The 15,233-nt window shown below is 59.3% G+C and carries 19 protein-coding genes; 15 read left to right on the forward strand and 4 right to left on the reverse strand.

Annotation, left to right across the window (positions count from 1 at the left end):
* The first annotated feature begins 189 nt into the window (after positions 1–189).
* The 5 genes from rplU (at position 190) to ACIQAL_RS17880 (ending at position 3,986) form a co-directional block, all read left to right on the forward strand.
* Positions 190–504, forward strand: a complete 315-nt coding sequence (gene rplU / locus ACIQAL_RS17860; protein ID WP_401147765.1) for a 50S ribosomal protein L21 — start codon at positions 190–192, stop codon at positions 502–504.
* 36 nt (positions 505–540) lie between these two features.
* On the forward strand, positions 541–813 hold the full coding sequence (gene rpmA, locus ACIQAL_RS17865; protein ID WP_166598372.1) for a 50S ribosomal protein L27: 273 nt from the start codon (positions 541–543) through the stop codon (positions 811–813).
* Positions 814–1,059: 246 nt separating this feature from the next.
* Entirely contained in the window at positions 1,060–2,283 is a 1,224-nt protein-coding gene (gene cgtA / locus ACIQAL_RS17870; protein WP_166598373.1) for an Obg family GTPase CgtA, read from the forward strand.
* A gap of 86 nt (positions 2,284–2,369) precedes the next feature.
* Positions 2,370–3,488 carry a glutamate 5-kinase gene (gene proB, locus ACIQAL_RS17875; protein WP_166598374.1) on the forward strand — a complete coding sequence of 373 codons (1,119 nt, stop codon included), beginning with the start codon at positions 2,370–2,372 and terminating at the stop codon, positions 3,486–3,488.
* 27 nt (positions 3,489–3,515) lie between these two features.
* On the forward strand, positions 3,516–3,986 hold the full coding sequence (locus tag ACIQAL_RS17880) for a CreA family protein (protein WP_166598375.1): 471 nt from the start codon (positions 3,516–3,518) through the stop codon (positions 3,984–3,986).
* A 95-nt stretch (positions 3,987–4,081) separates the two neighbouring features.
* On the opposite strand, the gene rpsT is transcribed toward ACIQAL_RS17880, so the two are convergent.
* Positions 4,082–4,357 carry a 30S ribosomal protein S20 gene (gene rpsT / locus ACIQAL_RS17885; RefSeq protein WP_166598376.1) on the reverse strand — a complete coding sequence of 92 codons (276 nt, stop codon included), beginning with the start codon at positions 4,355–4,357 and terminating at the stop codon, positions 4,082–4,084.
* Positions 4,358–4,607: 250 nt separating this feature from the next.
* Between rpsT and murJ the strand changes: the two genes are divergently transcribed.
* Positions 4,608–6,152 carry a murein biosynthesis integral membrane protein MurJ gene (murJ, locus tag ACIQAL_RS17890; RefSeq protein WP_401147770.1) on the forward strand — a complete coding sequence of 515 codons (1,545 nt, stop codon included), beginning with the start codon at positions 4,608–4,610 and terminating at the stop codon, positions 6,150–6,152.
* On the opposite strand, the gene ACIQAL_RS17895 is transcribed toward murJ, so the two are convergent.
* Positions 6,145–6,363: a hypothetical protein gene (locus ACIQAL_RS17895; RefSeq protein WP_401147873.1), complete on the reverse strand. Its 219-nt coding sequence runs from the start codon at positions 6,361–6,363 to the stop codon at positions 6,145–6,147. The genes murJ and ACIQAL_RS17895 overlap by 8 nt on opposite strands.
* Here ACIQAL_RS17895 and ribF point away from each other — a divergent pair.
* The 5 genes from ribF (at position 6,271) to ispH (ending at position 12,034) form a co-directional block, all read left to right on the forward strand.
* Positions 6,271–7,206 carry a bifunctional riboflavin kinase/FAD synthetase gene (gene ribF / locus ACIQAL_RS17900; RefSeq protein WP_166598378.1) on the forward strand — a complete coding sequence of 312 codons (936 nt, stop codon included), beginning with the start codon at positions 6,271–6,273 and terminating at the stop codon, positions 7,204–7,206. The two genes, ACIQAL_RS17895 and ribF, sit on opposite strands and share 93 nt — an antisense overlap.
* Positions 7,207–7,219: 13 nt before the next feature.
* Positions 7,220–10,051, forward strand: a complete 2,832-nt coding sequence (gene ileS, locus ACIQAL_RS17905) for an isoleucine--tRNA ligase (protein ID WP_401147772.1) — start codon at positions 7,220–7,222, stop codon at positions 10,049–10,051.
* Complete coding sequence (gene lspA / locus ACIQAL_RS17910) at positions 10,044–10,559, forward strand: signal peptidase II (RefSeq protein ID WP_166598380.1); 516 nt, start codon at positions 10,044–10,046, stop codon at positions 10,557–10,559. Before ileS ends, lspA begins: the two co-directional genes overlap by 8 nt.
* Complete coding sequence (gene fkpB / locus ACIQAL_RS17915; RefSeq protein ID WP_401147775.1) at positions 10,552–11,004, forward strand: FKBP-type peptidyl-prolyl cis-trans isomerase; 453 nt, start codon at positions 10,552–10,554, stop codon at positions 11,002–11,004. The genes lspA and fkpB overlap by 8 nt, the downstream gene beginning before the upstream one ends.
* 82 nt (positions 11,005–11,086) lie before the next feature.
* On the forward strand, positions 11,087–12,034 hold the full coding sequence (gene ispH, locus ACIQAL_RS17920) for a 4-hydroxy-3-methylbut-2-enyl diphosphate reductase (protein WP_341960087.1): 948 nt from the start codon (positions 11,087–11,089) through the stop codon (positions 12,032–12,034).
* Between the two features lie 4 nt (positions 12,035–12,038).
* On the opposite strand, the gene ACIQAL_RS17925 is transcribed toward ispH, so the two are convergent.
* Positions 12,039–12,542: a GspH/FimT family pseudopilin gene (locus ACIQAL_RS17925; RefSeq protein WP_401147778.1), complete on the reverse strand. Its 504-nt coding sequence runs from the start codon at positions 12,540–12,542 to the stop codon at positions 12,039–12,041.
* 169 nt (positions 12,543–12,711) lie between these two features.
* Between ACIQAL_RS17925 and pilV the strand changes: the two genes are divergently transcribed.
* Genes pilV through ACIQAL_RS17945 form a run of 4 tightly spaced genes read left to right on the forward strand, consistent with a single transcriptional unit; the run spans position 12,712 to position 14,792 of the window.
* The gene (gene pilV, locus ACIQAL_RS17930; RefSeq protein ID WP_401147780.1) at positions 12,712–13,167 is read left to right on the forward strand and encodes a type IV pilus modification protein PilV; all 456 of its coding nucleotides are present in this window, start codon (positions 12,712–12,714) and stop codon (positions 13,165–13,167) included.
* Positions 13,164–13,865: a PilW family protein gene (locus ACIQAL_RS17935; RefSeq protein WP_401147782.1), complete on the forward strand. Its 702-nt coding sequence runs from the start codon at positions 13,164–13,166 to the stop codon at positions 13,863–13,865. The genes pilV and ACIQAL_RS17935 overlap by 4 nt, the downstream gene beginning before the upstream one ends.
* Before the next feature lie 10 nt (positions 13,866–13,875).
* Entirely contained in the window at positions 13,876–14,364 is a 489-nt protein-coding gene (locus ACIQAL_RS17940; RefSeq protein WP_401147785.1) for a PilX N-terminal domain-containing pilus assembly protein, read from the forward strand.
* Between the two features lie 11 nt (positions 14,365–14,375).
* Entirely contained in the window at positions 14,376–14,792 is a 417-nt protein-coding gene (locus ACIQAL_RS17945; RefSeq protein ID WP_401147787.1) for a type IV pilin protein, read from the forward strand.
* Positions 14,793–14,797: 5 nt separating this feature from the next.
* Here ACIQAL_RS17945 and ACIQAL_RS17950 read toward each other — a convergent pair whose 3' ends face one another.
* Positions 14,798–15,220 carry a type IV pilin protein gene (locus ACIQAL_RS17950; RefSeq protein ID WP_401147865.1) on the reverse strand — a complete coding sequence of 141 codons (423 nt, stop codon included), beginning with the start codon at positions 15,218–15,220 and terminating at the stop codon, positions 14,798–14,800.
* Positions 15,221–15,233 lie beyond the last annotated feature (13 nt).

Consider the following 15,233-nt stretch of genomic DNA (forward strand, 5'->3'; position numbering starts at 1 on the left):
CCCTGTCAAGGCGTGACGTAACGCCGCTTGCAAGGCGTTCGCGGCTTGCGTACAATCGCGCACCCTAACTTTCCTGGGCAGCACCTGCCTTACGCAATTGCATGACGAGCCTTTCCAGCCCCATGCAGCCATGCCAGCCGATACTCTTCTTATAAAGCGCTGGGTGAGCAGGATTTTCGGAGAAATACCATGTCGTACGCAGTAATCGTTACCGGTGGCAAGCAGTACAAAGTCACCCCAGGTGAATACCTGAAAATTGAAAAGCTGGAAGTCGCTACTGGCGAAACCGTGACCTTCGACCGCGTTCTGCTGGTTGCCAATGGTGACGACGTCAATATCGGTGCTCCAGTTGTTGCCGGTGCTACCGTTGTGGCTGAAGTGATCTCCCAAGGTCGTCACGATAAAGTCCGCATCATCAAGTTCCGTCGCCGTAAGCACCACATGAAGCGTATGGGCCACCGCCAGTGGTTCACCGAGATCAAAATCACCGGTATCCAGGCCTGAATTTCAGCCTGATACCCTAATAGGAGTATTGAACTCATGGCACACAAAAAAGCTGGTGGTAGTACCCGTAACGGTCGCGACTCAGAAGCCAAACGTCTTGGCGTCAAGATGTACGGTGGCCAGGTAATCATTCCGGGCAACATCATCGTGCGTCAGCGCGGCACCCAATTCCACGCTGGTTACGGCGTTGGCATGGGTAAAGATCACACTCTGTTCGCTAAAGTCGAAGGCGTGATCAAGTTCGAAGTCAAAGGCGCCTTCGGTCGTCGCTATGTAAGCATCGTGCCTAAGGCTCAAGCCGCGGCATAATCTTGCAGTCTCGGGTGGTTCGGGTGCGTTCTCGCGCTCACGCCGTCCGAGCAAAAAAGCCCTGTCGATGACAGGGCTTTTTCGTTTGTAGAAGCTTTGGTTTTTGGTGAGTCTCTTGCAAAGCTGTTTGTGTGGGCCGTTGTGGTGTGAAGTCGCTGGTTTTTGATCGGTATCGCAACGCTCATCTTTGCAAGAGCCTTATGAATTTATGTTGTTTGCTCGTCTTTGTGACGGGAGGCGTGCGTTATGAAATTTGTTGATGAAGTATCCATTCGGGTGAAGGCCGGTGACGGCGGCAACGGTTGCATGAGCTTCCGTCGCGAAAAATTCATCGAAAACGGTGGTCCCAACGGTGGTGATGGTGGTGATGGCGGCTCGATCTACATGATCGCCGACGAGAACCTCAACACTCTGGTCGACTATCGCTACACCCGTCATTTCGATGCCGAGCGTGGTTCGAACGGCGGCAGCACGGATTGCACCGGCCGCAAGGGTGAAGATCTGGTCCTGCGCGTTCCGGTCGGCACCACTGTGATCGACGCCAGCACCCAGGAAATCATCGGTGACCTGACCAAAGCCGGTCAGCGCCTGTTGGTGGCTCATGGCGGCTGGCACGGTCTGGGCAACACCCGCTTCAAATCCAGTACCAACCGTGCACCGCGTCAGACGACGCCGGGCAAGCCGGGTGAGCAGCGTGACCTGAAACTGGAAATGAAAGTGCTGGCGGACGTCGGTCTGCTGGGCTTGCCGAACGCGGGCAAGAGCACCTTCATTCGCTCGGTGTCGGCCGCCAAGCCGAAAGTCGCCGATTACCCCTTCACCACGCTGGTGCCGAACCTGGGCGTGGTCAGTGTTGACCGCTGGAAGAGCTTCGTCGTCGCCGACATCCCGGGCCTGATCGAAGGCGCATCCGATGGCGCGGGTCTCGGCATTCGCTTCCTCAAGCACTTGGCGCGTACTCGCCTGCTGCTGCACCTCGTCGACATGGCGCCGCTGGATGAAAGCGATCCTGCCGATGCGGCGGAAGTGATCGTCAACGAACTGGTCAAGTTCAGCCCGGCGCTGTCGGATCGCGATCGCTGGCTGGTGCTGAACAAGTGCGACATGCTGTCGGAAGATCAGCATGAGGCGGTCAAGGCGCAGATTGTCGAGCGTCTGAACTGGACCGGCCCGGTGTACATGATCGCGGCGATTGCCAAACAGGGCACCGAGCGTCTGAGTCACGACATCATGCGTTATCTGGAGGATCGTGCTGATCGTCTGGCCAATGACCCGGCCTATGCCGAAGAGCTGGCCGAGCTGGATCAGCGCATTGAAGACGAGGCCCGCGCACAGTTGCAGGCGCTGGACGACAAGCGTGCACTGCGCCGTAGTGGCGTCAAGAGCGTGCATGACATGGGCGATGACGATTGGGATGAAGATTTCGAGGACGATGAAGACGGTCCGGAAATCATTTACGTCCGTGAGTGATCGACTGAAGTAAACTACAACGCCGCTGAAATCAGCGGCGTTTTAGTATCTTGGATTTGTACTCTCTGGCTTAAGGTTGAAAGATCATGCGGAGCAAGGTGACAGGTGCCCAGCGTTGGGTTGTGAAGATCGGAAGTGCGCTGCTGACGGCGGACGGCAAGGGTCTTGATCGCAACGCGATGGGTGTTTGGGTCGAGCAGATGGTGGCGCTGCATGAGGCGGGCGTCGAGCTGGTTCTGGTTTCGTCTGGCGCGGTAGCGGCCGGGATGAGTCGACTGGGCTGGGCTGCGCGACCGAGTGCCATGCATGAGCTTCAGGCGGCGGCGGCGATTGGTCAGATGGGGCTGGTGCAGGCCTGGGAATCGAGCTTCGCTGAGCATGACCGTCATACCGCGCAAATTCTGCTGACCCATGACGACCTGTCCGACCGCAAGCGCTACCTCAATGCGCGCAGCACCCTGCGCACGCTGGTCGAATTGGGTGTTGTGCCGGTCATCAACGAAAACGACACGGTCGTGACAGACGAAATCCGCTTCGGTGACAACGACACGCTGGCGGCGTTGGTGGCCAACCTGGTCGAAGCCGATCTGCTGGTCATTCTCACGGATCGTGACGGCATGTTCGACGCCGACCCACGCAATAATCCTGAAGCCCAATTGATCTACGAAGCCCGTGCCGATGATCCGGCGCTGGATGCCGTCGCGGGCGGTACTGGCGGGGCGCTGGGGCGCGGTGGCATGCAGACGAAGCTGCGTGCGGCGCGTCTGGCGGCGCGTTCGGGTGCGCACACGGTGATCGTCGGTGGTCGCATCGAGCGCGTGCTGGCACGCCTCAAGGCGGGTGAGCGGTTGGGTACGCTGCTGTCGCCCGAGCGCGAGATGTTGGCGGCGCGCAAGCAGTGGCTGGCGGGGCACTTGCAGACTCGCGGCACGCTGGTGCTGGATGATGGAGCGGTCAAGGCCCTCACTGAAAGCCACAAGAGCCTGCTACCTGTAGGGGTGAAGGTGGTGCAGGGCAGTTTCCGTCGCGGCGAGATGGTGGTGTGTGTTGCGGCGGACGGTCGCGAAGTTGCTCGCGGGCTGAGCAACTACAGCGCGCTTGAAGCGCAGAAGATTATCGGACTGTCCTCCGACTCCATCGTGAAGGAGTTGGGTTATATAGCTGAACCCGAGCTGGTTCATCGCGACAACCTGATTCTGGTGTGAGTCAGGCTCTCTGAACAGGAAGCTGCAATGCGATTCGTAAAAGGAATGCTGGGTGCGCTGCTGATGTTGCCCGTGCTGGCGTCGGCTGAAGAGATTGGTCAGGTTTCGACGGTGTTCAAATTCGTCGGCCCCAACGACCGGATTGTGGTCGAGGCGTTTGACGATCCCAAGGTCGATGGCGTGACCTGCTATCTGTCGCGCGCCAAGACCGGTGGCCTGAAGGGTGGGTTAGGGTTGGCAGAGGACCGCGCGGAAGCGTCGATTGCCTGTCGCCAGGTTGGGCCTATCCACTTCAAGGGTGAGCTCAAGGATGGTGATGAGGTGTTCAAGGAGCGCACATCGCTGGTGTTCAAGACCATGCAAGTCGTGCGTTTCCTCGACAAGAAGCGCAATACGCTCGTGTATCTGGTCTACAGCGATCGTGTGATTGAGGGCAGCCCGCAGAATGCGGTGACCGCGATTCCGATCCTGCCCTGGGCGCCCGCGCCTGCACCGTGACGAGATTGCGCCAACTCGGTAGGCGCAAGGATGTGCTGCCAAATCGCAGGCAATAAAAAACCGACCCTGAGGTCGGTTTTTTAATAAACAGTCGCTTAGGCTGCAGCTTGGTTCAGAGCCTTGACGTGACCGTTCAGGCGGCTCTTATGGCGAGCAGCTTTGTTCTTGTGGATGATGCCTTTATCGGCCATACGGTCGATAACTGGCACGGCCAGAACATAAGCAGCTTGCGCTTTAGCAGCGTCTTTGGCGTCGATGGCTTTCACTACGTTCTTGATGTAGGTACGAACCATGGAACGCAGGCTGGCGTTGTGGCTGCGACGCTTCTCAGCCTGTTTTGCACGTTTTTTGGCGGAAGGTGTGTTGGCCACCGTCGAGCTCCTCGAAAGACTTGGGAAATAGCTAACAAAATAGGCCGCGAATCATGCCGATGAGTTTGATGCTTGTCAAGGGCAGTTGATGCGTTCCGCTGAGTGGTCGCCGTATGATGCCGAGGTGATTTCTTTCCGGCGTGCGACCTGTAAACTCGCGGGTTTTGGCTCAGTGCTGTTTTGCGGCGCGGAGTATCGCATAAATGGAACGCGCTATGGCGCTTCCTTTGGTCGGGCGCACAACCTTTCGATGAATCTACTCAAGTCACTCGCCGCCGTAAGCTCTATCACAATGCTTTCGCGGGTTCTGGGTTTTATCCGCGACACCATCATTGCCCGTGCTTTTGGGGCAGGAATGGCAACAGATGCCTTCTTCATCGCCTTCAAATTGCCCAACCTTCTGCGCCGGATTTTCGCCGAGGGTGCGTTCTCTCAAGCGTTTGTCCCGATCCTCGCGGAATATAAAAGTCAGCAGGGAGAGGAGGCGACCCGCACATTTGTCGCTTATGTCACGGGATTGCTGACCTTGGCGCTGGCTTTGGTGACGGTGCTGGGCATCCTATTCGCACCTTGGGTGATCTGGGCGACTGCGCCGGGCTTTGCCGACACGCCGGAAAAATTCCAGCTGACCTCCGATCTGCTGCGGGTGACCTTTCCTTATATATTGCTCATCTCGCTGTCGTCGCTGGCGGGGGCCATCCTCAACACCTGGAACCGGTTCTCCGTTCCGGCCTTCGTGCCGACGCTGCTTAATCTGGCGATGATCTTCTTCGCACTGTTTCTGACCCCGTATTTTCACCCGCCGGTCATGGCCTTGGGATGGGCGGTGCTGGCGGGCGGCTTGCTGCAGCTGTTGTATCAACTGCCGCACCTCAAGAAGATCGGCATGCTGGTATTGCCAAGGCTGAACCTGAAGGACGCAGGCGTCTGGCGTGTGATGAAACAGATGCTGCCGGCGATGCTGGGTGTGTCGGTCAGTCAGATTTCCCTGATCATCAACACTATTTTCGCGTCGTTTCTGGCCGCCGGTTCGGTCTCGTGGATGTACTACGCCGACCGCCTGATGGAGTTGCCATCGGGCGTGTTGGGTGTGGCCTTGGGGACGATCCTGCTGCCGATTCTTTCCAAGACGTACGCCAGCCGGGACCGTCAAGAGTATTCGCGGATTCTGGATTGGGGCCTGCGCCTGTGTTTCGTGCTGGTACTGCCTTGCACCCTGGCGCTGGGGTTGCTGTCCGAGCCGTTGACCATCTCGTTGTTCCAGTACGGCAAGTTCGATGGCCACGATGCCGCCATGACTCAGCGTGCGCTGATCGGTTACGCCGTCGGGCTGCTCGGCATCATCGTGATCAAAGTGCTGGCCCCCGGCTTCTACGCTCAACAAAATATTCGCACGCCGGTGAAAATCGCTGTCTTCACCCTCATAGTGACTCAGGCGTTCAACGTTTTGTTTGTGTACGGCGTGCAATTGGCCCATGCGGGACTGGCGCTGGCGATCAGCATGGGCGCGTGTCTGAACGCGTTGCTTCTTTATTGGCAGCTGCGCAAACAGGATTTGTATCAGCCGCAGCCAGGCTGGCCGGTGTTTCTGGTCAAGCTGCTCGTGGCGGTTTCCGTGATGTCTGCGGTCCTGCTGGGCCTGATGCAGGTCATGCCGTCGTGGTCCGACGGGCAGATGCTCGAACGTTTTATCCGGTTGGGCGGGCTGGTTGCAGCCGGTGTCGTCGCTTATTTCGGGATGTTGCTGCTGTTGGGTTTTCGCCTCAAGGATTTCGCCCGCAAGGCGATCATGTAGGATCAATCGTCGGTTTTTGCCGGTTAACGCCGATTGTTGCTATTTGGCTGAATGTGTCGCCTGTCGTTGACGGCAGTGTGTGGTTATAATCGGCCACTTTATGAGCAAGAAGCGCGTTATGCAGCTGGTTCGAGGCCTTCACAACTTGCGCCCCCAGCATCGGGGCTGCGTCGCCACCATTGGCAATTTCGACGGCGTTCATCGTGGTCACCAGGCTATCCTGGCGCGACTGCGCGAGCGCGCCGTGGAATTGAGCCTGCCCAGTTGCGTCGTGATTTTCGAGCCGCAGCCGCGTGAGTTCTTCGCGCCGGAGACGGCCCCCGCGCGTCTGGCTCGTCTACGAGACAAGCTCGATCTGTTGGCAGCCGAGGGCGTTGACCTGGTGCTTTGCCTGCCATTCAACCAGCGGTTGAGCAAATTGAGCGCTGCCGAGTTTGTCGACACCGTGTTGATCGGCGGTCTGAACGTCAAGCATCTGGAGGTCGGTGACGATTTCCGGTTTGGCTGCGACCGGGTAGGCGATTTCGCGTTCCTGCAAAAGGTCGGTGCCGAAAAAGGCTTCACGGTCGAAGCGGCGCAGACAGTAGAGATCGAAGGCGAACGCGTCAGCAGCACCAAGGTGCGTAATGCCCTGGCTGCCGGCGATTTTGCCCTTGCCGAACGTTTGCTGGGTCGTCCATTCGAGATCACCGGCCGTGTCCTGCATGGCCAGAAGCTGGCGCGTCAGTTGGGTACGCCCACTGCCAACGTGCAGCTCAAACGCCGCCGCGTGCCGTTGACCGGGGTTTACCTGGTCAGTGCGCACATCGACGGCAAGGTCTGGCCGGGTGTTGCCAATATTGGCGTGCGGCCAACCGTGGCGGGGGATGGACGCCCTCACCTTGAAATACATCTTCTGGATTTTGCCGGTGATATCTATGGCCGGCGCCTGACGGTGGTCTTCCACCAAAAGCTGCGTGATGAGCAGCGTTTCGCCTCGCTTGAGGCGCTTAAGACGGCGATCAATGCGGACGTCGCTGCCGCCCGTGCCCATTGGGGCATGGTCAACCGCTAACCTAGAGCCTGAAATGACCGATTACAAAGCCACGCTTAATCTTCCGGACACCGCCTTCCCGATGAAGGCCGGCCTGCCCCAGCGCGAGCCGCAAACTCTGCAGCGCTGGGACAGCATTGGCCTGTACCAGAAGCTGCGTGAAATTGGCAAGGATCGTCCAAAGTTCGTACTGCACGACGGTCCTCCGTACGCCAACGGCAATATTCACATCGGTCATGCGGTCAACAAGATTCTCAAGGACATGATCGTCCGTTCGAAGACGCTCTCGGGCTTTGACGCGCCCTACGTTCCGGGCTGGGACTGCCACGGCCTGCCGATCGAACACAAGGTCGAAGTCACCCACGGCAAGAACCTGCCCGCGGACAAGACCCGCGAACTGTGCCGCGCCTACGCTGCCGAGCAGATCGAAGGCCAGAAAGCCGAGTTCATTCGTCTGGGCGTGCTGGGCGATTGGGCCAACCCGTATCGCACCATGGACTTCGCCAACGAAGCCGGAGAAATCCGTGCGCTGGCAGAAATGGTCAAGAACGGTTTCGTGTTCAAGGGGCTCAAACCCGTGAACTGGTGCTTCGATTGCGGTTCGGCGCTGGCTGAAGCGGAAGTTGAATACCAGGACAAGAAGTCGTCGACCATCGACGTGGCCTTTTCGGCCGCCGATGCTGACAAGCTCGCTGCCGCCTTCGGCCTTTCGAGCCTGAGCAAACCTGCCGCTATCGTGATCTGGACCACCACCCCGTGGACCATTCCGGCGAACCAGGCGCTCAACGTTCACCCTGAATTCACGTACTCGCTGGTCGACACCGGCGAGCGTCTGCTCGTGCTGGCCGAAGAGTTGGTGGAAGCCAGCCTCAAACGCTGGAACCTCGAAGGCACAGTGCTGGCCACTGCGCCGGGCGCGGCGCTGGAGCTGATCAACTTCCGTCATCCGTTCTATGACCGTCTGTCTCCGGTTTACCTGGCTGACTACGTCGAGTTGGGCGCGGGCACGGGCGTGGTCCACTCCGCTCCGGCGTACGGCGAAGACGACTTCGTGACGTGCAAGCGTTACGGCATGACCAACGATGACATCCTGACCCCGGTTCAGAGCAACGGCGTGTACGCGCAGTCGCTGGAGTTTTTCGGCGGCCAGTTCATCTGGAAGGCCAACCCGGCCGTCGTCGAAAAGCTTCAGGAAGTCGGCGCGCTGCTGCACACCGAAACCATCACCCACAGCTACATGCACTGCTGGCGCCACAAGACTCCGCTGATCTACCGCGCTACCGCGCAGTGGTTCGTCGGCATGGACAAGCAGCCTGTGTCGGGCGATACCCTGCGTAATCGCGCCGTCAAAGCCATCGAAGAGACCAAGTTCGTACCGACATGGGGGCAGGCTCGTCTGCACTCGATGATCGCCAATCGTCCTGACTGGTGCATTTCTCGTCAGCGCAACTGGGGCGTGCCGATCCCGTTCTTCCTGAACAAGGAAAGCGGCGAGCTGCATCCACGCACCGGAGAGCTGATGGAAGAAGTGGCCAAACGCGTCGAAAACGAAGGCATCGAAGCCTGGTTCAAGATGGACGCGGCTGAATTGCTGGGCGACGAAGCGCCGCAGTACGACAAAATTTCGGACACGCTGGACGTCTGGTTCGATTCGGGCACCACGCACTGGCACGTCCTGCGCGGCTCGCATCCGATGGGCCACGACCACGGTCCACGCGCCGACCTGTACCTGGAAGGTTCCGACCAGCATCGCGGCTGGTTCCATTCGTCCCTGCTGACCGGCAGCGCCATCGATGGCCACGCTCCGTATCGCGAGCTGCTGACCCACGGCTTCACCGTGGACGAGAACGGTCGCAAGATGTCCAAATCCCTGGGCAACGTGATCGCGCCGCAGAAAGTGAATGACACGCTGGGCGCGGACATCATGCGTCTGTGGGTGTCGGCCACCGACTACTCGGGCGAGATGGCTGTTTCTGAAACCATCCTGCAACGCAGCGCTGACGCGTACCGTCGTATCCGTAACACGGCGCGTTTCCTTCTCTCCAACCTGAGCGGTTTCAACCCGGCCACTGACATCCTGCCGGCCGATGAAATGCTCGCGCTGGACCGTTGGGCCGTGGACCGCGCATTACTGCTGCAACGCGAGCTCGAAGAGCATTACGGCGAGTACCGTTTCTGGAACGTCTACTCGAAAGTGCACAACTTCTGCGTGCAGGAGCTGGGCGGTTTCTATCTGGACATCATCAAGGATCGCCAGTACACCACCGGCGCCAACAGCAAGGCCCGTCGTTCGTGCCAGACTGCCCTGTTCCACATCTCCGAAGCGTTGGTGCGCTGGATCGCGCCGATCCTGGCGTTTACCGCTGACGAGCTGTGGCAATACATGCCGGGCGAGCGTAACGAGTCGGTCATGCTCAACACCTGGTACGAAGGCCTGAGCGAGTTGCCGGAAGGCTTCGAGCTGGACCGCGCCTACTGGGAGCGGGTCATGGCGGTCAAGACAGCCGTCAACAAAGAACTGGAGAACCAGCGTGCGGCGAAAGCCATCGGTGGCAACCTGCAGGCTGAAGTGACGCTGTACGCCGAAGACGACCTGACCGGTGATCTGGCCAAGTTGGGCGATGAGCTGCGTTTCGTGTTGATCACGTCCAAAGCCAGCGTAGCGCCGTTTGTCAGCGCTCCTGCTGATGCCGTCGTGACTGAAGTCGCGGGCTTGAAGCTGAAAGTGGTCAAATCCGGCTACACCAAGTGCGCCCGTTGCTGGCACTTCCGTGAAGACGTTGGCGTGCACGCCGAGCATCCGGAAATCTGCGGTCGTTGTGTGGACAACATCAGCGGCGCGGGTGAGGTTCGTCACTATGCCTAATGCGTCGGCTGGCCGTCTGGGCCGCTTGAGCTGGCTGTGGTTGAGCGTGCTGGTGGTGGTCATTGACCAGGCCAGCAAGTTCTACTTCGAGAACGCGCTTAGCCTTTATCAACAGATCGTGGTCATCCCCAGCTATTTCAGCTGGACCCTGGCCTACAACACCGGCGCGGCGTTCAGCTTTCTGGCCGACAGCTCCGGCTGGCAGCGCTGGCTGTTCGCCCTGATCGCCGTGGTGGTCAGTGCCGTGCTGGTGGTCTGGCTCAAGCGGTTGGGTCGCAACGAGACCTGGCTCGCGATTGCGCTGGCATTGGTGCTGGGTGGTGCATTGGGCAACCTGTATGACCGTATCGCCATCGGTCACGTCATCGACTTCGTGTTGGTGCACTGGGATACCCGCTGGTACTTCCCGGCCTTCAACTTTGCTGACAGCGCGATCACTGTCGGCGCGATCATGCTTGCTCTGGACATGTTCAAGAGCAAGAAAACCGGAGAACCCGTTCATGACTGAACACGCCATTCAAGAAACACGCATCGGTCAGAACACGGAAGTTACGCTGCATTTCGCTCTGCATCTGGAAGACGGCAACACCGTCGACAGCACCTTCGACAAAGCCCCGGCAACCTTCAGGGTCGGCGACGGCAACCTGCTGCCAGGTTTCGAAGCGCTGATTTTCGGCTTCAAGGCGGGTGACAAGCGCAAGGTCGAAGTCCCGCCGGAAAACGCTTTCGGTCAGCCCAACCCGCAGAACGTGCAGATCATGCCGCGCTCGCAGTTCCAGAACATGGAGCTCTCCGAGGGTTTGCTGGTGATCTTCAATGATGCGGCCAATACTGAATTGCCGGGTGTGGTGAAGGCGTTTGACGACGATCAGGTAACCGTCGACTTCAACCATCCGTTGTCGGGCAAGACGCTGACGTTCGAGGTCGAAATCCTTGAGGTGAAGGCGCTCTGAGCATTGCCAGAGCGTCCGGCCCCGACCCCGTTCGGGGCCTTTTCGTTTTTATGTTTCATTGCGCGTAGACACGAGGCACATCATGCAAATCAAACTCGCCAACCCACGTGGCTTCTGTGCCGGGGTGGACCGTGCGATCGAAATCGTCAATCGCGCGCTGGAAGTGTTTGGCCCGCCGATTTACGTGCGCCATGAAGTGGTTCATAACAAATTTGTCGTCGAAGACCTGCGCAGCCGTGGCGCGATCTTCGTCGAAGAGCTGGATCAAGTCCCGGACGACGTGATAGTCATCTTCAGTGCCCACGGGGTTTCCCAGGCCGTGCGCAGCGAAGCGGCGGGCCGTGGCTTGAAAGTTTTCGACGCCACTTGCCCACTGGTAACCAAGGTGCACATCGAAGTCGCTCGCTACAGCCGTGACGGCCGCGAGTGCATTCTGATCGGCCACGAAGGCCACCCGGAAGTCGAAGGCACCATGGGCCAGTACGACGCCAGCAATGGTGGGGCGATTTATCTGGTCGAGGACGAAGAAGACGTTGCCAATCTGCAGGTGGTCAACCCGGAAAAACTGGCATTCGTGACCCAGACGACGTTGTCCATGGATGACACCAGCCGGGTGATCGACGCCCTGCGCGCACGCTTTCCTGCCATTGGCGGTCCGCGCAAAGACGATATCTGCTACGCCACGCAAAACCGTCAGGATGCGGTCAAGCAACTGGCTGACGAATGCGACGTGGTGTTGGTGGTGGGCAGCCCGAACAGCTCCAACTCCAACCGTCTGCGCGAGTTGGCCGAGCGCATGGCGACCCCGGCTTACCTGATTGACGGTGCCGAAGACATGCAACGCAGCTGGTTCGATGGCGTTGAGCGCATTGGTATCACGGCCGGGGCGTCCGCACCCGAGGTGCTGGTGCGCGGCGTGATTCAGCAGTTACAGGCATGGGGTGCGGTAGGCGCGGATGAACTCTCGGGGCGCGAAGAAAACATTACGTTCTCGATGCCAAAGGAACTGCGGGTCAAACAGATTCAGTAAATGGTCAGGCGCAGGGTTCGGTGGTGAACCCGCTGCTGCGGAGCGTCACGCGCCCGGTGACAGCAATCGCGATCTGGTAGTGACTGGCGGCGGTGTCTTTCAGGCACACCCCCAGCGTGCCATTGGTGTTGTTGAGCAGCCTTCCCGAGCTGTCGAATCCTATGCGTCGGGACACCCGCCCGTTGCCCACCACCGTCACGTTCCGATGCCCGCTGCGCTCGGCCAATATCACCTCATCGTCATCCCTGAACTGGTTACGGTTAGTGTCCACGAACACCTGCCAGCCTTCACCCCACGAGCGTTGGTGCGCCTGCATGATCACGGGCTGACTTCGTAGAATCGCCTCGACCCTGGCCAGACGCAGGCTGCTGACCAACTGTTGGGCAGTGTCGTGGCGACGCTGTGAATCCACCAGGGCGCTAAATGAGGGAGCGGCCAGTGCCGCCGCGATGCCGATCAACACCAGCCCAATCAGCAGCTCAATCAACGTCAGTCCTGCCTGCCGCATAGTTGTCTCTCCCTGACCCAATCGCGCCCTAGAAAACCCCCATTCCAGATGCCTGGCAAGCTAATCGATTGTCAGTCGGTGTGTCAGCAAACAGGCGTTACACACCCGTCGGGCAGCCTTCAAATGATCGGCTTCACTGGTGGCTGCGCACGAGTGATGGGGGTGTTCGATGAGTCGCGTTTCGAGGCAAACGGGTATGACGTTGATTGAGGTGCTGGTCGCGCTGCTGGTGCTGTCCATCGGCATTCTGGGCGCGGCGATCGTGCAACTCAACGCGCTGAAGCAGACTGACAGCGCGATGCGGAGCAGCCAGGCCAGCTTTGTCGTCAACGACCTGTTCGAACGGGTCCGCGCCAATTCCGATGTTGATTACGGTCTAGGTTCACTCAGCCAAGCCCCCAGTTCGGGCAACCTCAATAACCCCCGTGATCAGGATTTGTTTGATTTTGCCGATCAGTTGCGCCGCATGCTGGGCGACGATGTCGAGGCAACTGTCGTCCATGCCGATGCCCGACTCAGGGTCGCGGTGGACTGGAATGATTCGCGAGCCCAAGGCGAAGGCGCAGTGCGACGCACCCTGACCCTGGACAGTTTGATCCGACCCGCTCGGAGCGCAGGACCATGACCGCCCACACCAGAGGATTCGGGCTGGTCGAAATCATGCTGGCGCTGTTGATCAGTCTGGTGATGTCCTTGGCGTTGGCGCAAATATTCACCACCGCCAAAAGCACGAACCTCAGTCAGAACGCGTCCGCCAGCCTGCAGGAAGACGCCCGTTTCGTTCTCGCCAAAATGGTCCGGGAGATTCGCTCGGCGGGGATGTTCGGCTGTCTGAGTCGCGTGCAGGATTCCAGCGTCGGCGGCAAGTTTTCCGACGCTTTTAACACCCCCGTTCAGTGGGACGCCCGGCAGAAATCCCTTACGGTGATGACCGCTCCCGTCGGCGCGGATAGCCCGTGGCATGAGTGGATCGTGCACACCGACTGCCTCACCTCGGCCACGGCATGGTCCCGCGGCCATGCCCCGTCGCTTCAGGCAGGGGAAATCGCGTTGCCGGTTCAGCGACATGTGTATCGACTCAATGAGCAGCGCCACGAACTGACCCTCGATGGTCAACCATTGCTGAGCAACATTCGCGCATTCAGCGTGCTGTTCGGCGTGGCGGACTCGGCGAGTGAGCCGGGTATCGCTCGCTATACCCATCAGCCTGACCCCGCACGCATTCGCAGCGTGCGCCTGACATTGACCCTGTTCGATCCCGCTGACCGGACGCAGGAGCAGACCTTCAACCTGGTGGCTGCTATTCGCAACCGCCTCGGCTAAGGAGCGAGCCATGAACACACAGCGCGGAGTGGTGTTAATCGTCAGCCTGGTCTTCCTGCTCCTGCTGACATTGTTGGGCACGTCGTCCATGCAGAACGCCACGCTGCAGGAAAAAGTCGCAGGTGGCCTGGCATTGCGCGACGCCTCATTTCAAGCGGCAGAGGCGGTGTTGCGAACGGCCGAGGCGAGCGTGCTGGCGCCCGGGTTCTCGCAGCCCGAATGCCCTACGCCTGCAGCCTGCCTGCCGCCCTCGGAAGCATTGACGCTGTTGGCCGCCGGTGACGGAGGGGCATCCGGGGTGAGATGGATTGCTAGCCAAAGTGGCTTCTTCGGCATCCAGCATCTCGGCGAAACCGAAGACCCCATCGGCATGCCGCCCCCCGATCAACCCCAAAAACTCTACCGTGTCACGGCCATCGGTTTGCACGGCACCTCACGAACCGTACTGGAAAGCGTCCACACCCACGAGCGCCGCATCCTGTGGCGCCAACGGCAATGAAGGGTGCGCGAATGACCGAACGAGGCTTCACCCTGATCGAACTGCTGATCGCCGTCGCCCTGATCGCGATACTAGCCGCCATCGCCTACCCGTCCTACACCGAACACCTGCGCAAAACCCGGCGCGCCGAAATCGCGGCCTTGCTGGTTGAAGAGGCCCACAGGCTGGAACGGTTTTATTCAACGGCAGGGCAATACACCAACACCCAAGGCCCTCCGGTGCGGGAGCATGAGGTGTCGGTGGGAAATGGGTTTTATGCGATTGAGGCTGAGCGTTCGGAGCAGGGGTTCAAATTGGTGGCGACCCCGATGGCCGGGACGCTGATGGCGGGGGATAAGTGTGGCGGGTTTGTGCTGGAGAACACTGGCAAACGCGACAATGTGGGGATGTCGGGGGATGCCAGTGTGCAGGGGTGTTGGGGGCGGTGACTTCGCTATTTGAAGCAGTCGGTGCCGCCGGTCGATGTCTTTGTGCCTGCCTGGTCGATGGCTAGTGTTCCGCAAGCGTCGTTGGCTTGAGTGCCTTGCGGCACCACTTGCCAGCTATAAGCGGTGGTAGTCGAAGATACGAGGCTGAGCTGATACTTACTATTTGTTGAGTTCACCGTTGTAGTCGCATCGTCGCTCACAAGACCGATCAATTTGAGTGAGACTTTGTAGCTGTTATTTTGAGCGTAGAACCGCTCAGTTCTGGCCACCGCGTCATTGAGCTGGGCGATGCCTTCGGATCGATAACCGCGCTGCACGTATTTGGTGTAAGACGGATAGGCAATCGCGGCCAAGATACCCACGATCGCCACCGTAATCATGAGTTCGATCAACGTGAATCCGCGCTGTTTTGAAGATCTGATGAGCATATTCAAATGTTTC

The organism is Pseudomonas sp. NPDC088368 (assembly GCF_044753445.1).
Classification (GTDB): Bacteria; Pseudomonadota; Gammaproteobacteria; order Pseudomonadales; family Pseudomonadaceae; genus Aquipseudomonas; species Aquipseudomonas bambusae.

Excerpts from the sequence above, each read along its gene's own strand:
- rplU (WP_401147765.1), top strand. The coding sequence starts at position 190 with ATGTCGTACGCAGTAATCGTTACCGGTGGCAAGCAGTACAAAGTCACC.
- rpmA (WP_166598372.1), top strand. The coding sequence starts at position 541 with ATGGCACACAAAAAAGCTGGTGGTAGTACCCGTAACGGTCGCGACTCA.
- cgtA (WP_166598373.1), top strand. The coding sequence starts at position 1,060 with ATGAAATTTGTTGATGAAGTATCCATTCGGGTGAAGGCCGGTGACGGC.
- proB (WP_166598374.1), top strand. The coding sequence starts at position 2,370 with ATGCGGAGCAAGGTGACAGGTGCCCAGCGTTGGGTTGTGAAGATCGGA.
- ACIQAL_RS17880 (WP_166598375.1), top strand. The coding sequence starts at position 3,516 with ATGCGATTCGTAAAAGGAATGCTGGGTGCGCTGCTGATGTTGCCCGTG.
- murJ (WP_401147770.1), top strand. The coding sequence starts at position 4,608 with ATGAATCTACTCAAGTCACTCGCCGCCGTAAGCTCTATCACAATGCTT.
- ribF (WP_166598378.1), top strand. The coding sequence starts at position 6,271 with ATGCAGCTGGTTCGAGGCCTTCACAACTTGCGCCCCCAGCATCGGGGC.
- ileS (WP_401147772.1), top strand. The coding sequence starts at position 7,220 with ATGACCGATTACAAAGCCACGCTTAATCTTCCGGACACCGCCTTCCCG.
- lspA (WP_166598380.1), top strand. The coding sequence starts at position 10,044 with ATGCCTAATGCGTCGGCTGGCCGTCTGGGCCGCTTGAGCTGGCTGTGG.
- fkpB (WP_401147775.1), top strand. The coding sequence starts at position 10,552 with ATGACTGAACACGCCATTCAAGAAACACGCATCGGTCAGAACACGGAA.
- ispH (WP_341960087.1), top strand. The coding sequence starts at position 11,087 with ATGCAAATCAAACTCGCCAACCCACGTGGCTTCTGTGCCGGGGTGGAC.
- ACIQAL_RS17925 (WP_401147778.1), bottom strand. The coding sequence starts at position 12,542 with ATGCGGCAGGCAGGACTGACGTTGATTGAGCTGCTGATTGGGCTGGTG.
- pilV (WP_401147780.1), top strand. The coding sequence starts at position 12,712 with ATGAGTCGCGTTTCGAGGCAAACGGGTATGACGTTGATTGAGGTGCTG.
- ACIQAL_RS17935 (WP_401147782.1), top strand. The coding sequence starts at position 13,164 with ATGACCGCCCACACCAGAGGATTCGGGCTGGTCGAAATCATGCTGGCG.
- ACIQAL_RS17940 (WP_401147785.1), top strand. The coding sequence starts at position 13,876 with ATGAACACACAGCGCGGAGTGGTGTTAATCGTCAGCCTGGTCTTCCTG.
- ACIQAL_RS17945 (WP_401147787.1), top strand. The coding sequence starts at position 14,376 with ATGACCGAACGAGGCTTCACCCTGATCGAACTGCTGATCGCCGTCGCC.
- ACIQAL_RS17950 (WP_401147865.1), bottom strand. The coding sequence starts at position 15,220 with ATGCTCATCAGATCTTCAAAACAGCGCGGATTCACGTTGATCGAACTC.